Origin of the sequence: Micromonospora sp. KC721, from assembly GCF_004348355.1 — a bacterium.
Taxonomy (GTDB): domain Bacteria; phylum Actinomycetota; class Actinomycetes; order Mycobacteriales; family Micromonosporaceae; genus Micromonospora.
This window is the reverse complement of the sequence record NZ_SMJY01000377.1, coordinates 1-1,680: the sequence shown is the minus strand read 5'-3', so window position 1 is coordinate 1,680 and position 1,680 is coordinate 1. Positions and strand designations below refer to the sequence as shown.

Annotated in this window: 2 protein-coding genes; one reads left to right on the top strand and one right to left on the bottom strand. The window is 75.8% G+C overall.

What is annotated here, in order from left to right:
* The first annotated feature begins 11 nt into the window (after positions 1–11).
* Positions 12–701 (top strand): EcsC family protein, encoded by a 690-nt coding sequence (locus E1182_RS30450; protein WP_243706508.1) that lies wholly within the window; start codon positions 12–14, stop codon positions 699–701.
* 239 nt (positions 702–940) lie between these two features.
* On the opposite strand, the gene E1182_RS30445 is transcribed toward E1182_RS30450, so the two are convergent.
* Complete coding sequence (locus E1182_RS30445; protein WP_132271177.1) at positions 941–1,666, bottom strand: GDSL-type esterase/lipase family protein; 726 nt, start codon at positions 1,664–1,666, stop codon at positions 941–943.
* Positions 1,667–1,680: the final 14 nt, after the last annotated feature.

The window sequence follows — 1,680 nt, the reverse complement described above, 5'->3', positions numbered from 1 at the left end:
CCCCGGCAGCCGTGCCCGGCACGGCGGATGCTCCCGAGGCGCCGCCCGCGACGCTCTGGGACCGGATGCGCGACGACCCGCAGTACGCGCCGGAACACCTCGCCCTGGAAGCGGTTCGCCGGCTCGGGCCGGAGGCCGCCGAGTGGGCCGTCCGGGCCCGCGCCGAACGGTCCGACGCCACCGCCGAGCAGCTCGCCGACCAGGCCGTCCGCCGGTTCGTCAACCGGGCCCGCCTCTCCGGGGCGGTCTCCGGGGCGGCCGGACTGCCCGGCGCGGTCATCGACGTCGGCGTGCTGGCCTGGACGCAGGCCCGGATGGTGCTGCACATCGCCGCGGCGTACGGCATCGACCCGGTTCACCCGGACCGGGCCACCGACCTGCTGGTGTTGCAGAAGGTGCACAAGGTGGCGGAGACCGCCCGGCTGGCCCTCGGGGTGGCCGCCGGTCGGGAACGGGCCGGGGCCCTCTTCGGTCACGGGGCGCAGCGTCCGCTCGGCCGGGTGATGCTGCAACTCGGCGTCCGGCTGGCGCGGATGGCCGGCATGCGGGCCGCCAAGCGGATGTTCGCCAAGGTCGTCCCCGGCGCCGCGATCATCCTCGGCACCTGGGCCAACTCCTCGGCCACGAAGGATCTCGCCGAACGGGCCCGGGCGCTGTACCGGGCCACTCGGCCGGGCCTGCCGCAGCCCCGGCAGCCCTGAGCCCAGGGAGCCACACCTGCGGCACGGAATCGGGCCACGGCACCTGGCGTCCGGCGGTGCCGTGGTGGTGCCGGTGGCCAGGCCCGTGCCCTCCGCAGGCCCATGAGCCTGCACCCCGGCGCCCGGGCCGCCCGAACCCCCGCCGTGATCGCCTCCGGATGCGGCAGACGGCGGTGTCTGAGGCCGCGGATACCCTGTTTGTCGCAGGCCGAGTCGATCATTCGGCTGCAGGCCGGGGGTCAGAGTCGCCAGCCGGCGGCCGGGAAGGTCACCTCGGCGAGCCGGTTCTGCCCGGCGGCGTTGGGGTGGAACCAGTCCAGCGAATTGACCTCGGCGAGGGTGAAGCGGGCGCGGTGGACCGCGCCGCCGTCGTGCCGGCAGCGCGACCCGTACGCCCGGCAGGCGGCCTTCAGTTCCGCGTTGTAGGCGTCGATGCGCTCCCGGAAGGCGGCCCGGCGGGCCCGGTCCGCGGGTGCGGTGGAGGTCGGGTTGGCCAGTAGCGCGGGGCAGATACCGGTCCGCCACGCCCGGACGGCCCGCGGCTCGGTGTGCCCGATCTCCCAGAGCCGGTTCAGGTCGGGGATGCTGGCCACCAGCACCCGCGCCTTCGGCCGGCCCTCGCGCAACACCCGCAGCCCTCGGTCGACCTGACTGCGGAAGGTCGACACCGGCGTCATCCGGTCGATGTCGCCCCGGCAGGCGTCGTTGGCGCCGATCAGCACGGTGACGTAGTCGGCCCGGTCGCGTACGGCGGCCTCGGCCTGCCCGGCCAGCGCGTCGGCGCGCGCCCCGGCAGCGGCGTGGTTGCGCGCCCGGCCGCGGATCGCCGGGCGGGCGTCGAGCAGCCGGCGGTAGTGGCTCTCCACCCGGATACCGTCACCGGTGGACCACGAGTTGCGCCGGCAGGAGGTGAGTACCAGGCAGGAGCCGAAGCCGGTGCTGATCGAGTCGCCCAGCGCCGCCATGGTCGCGGGTAGGC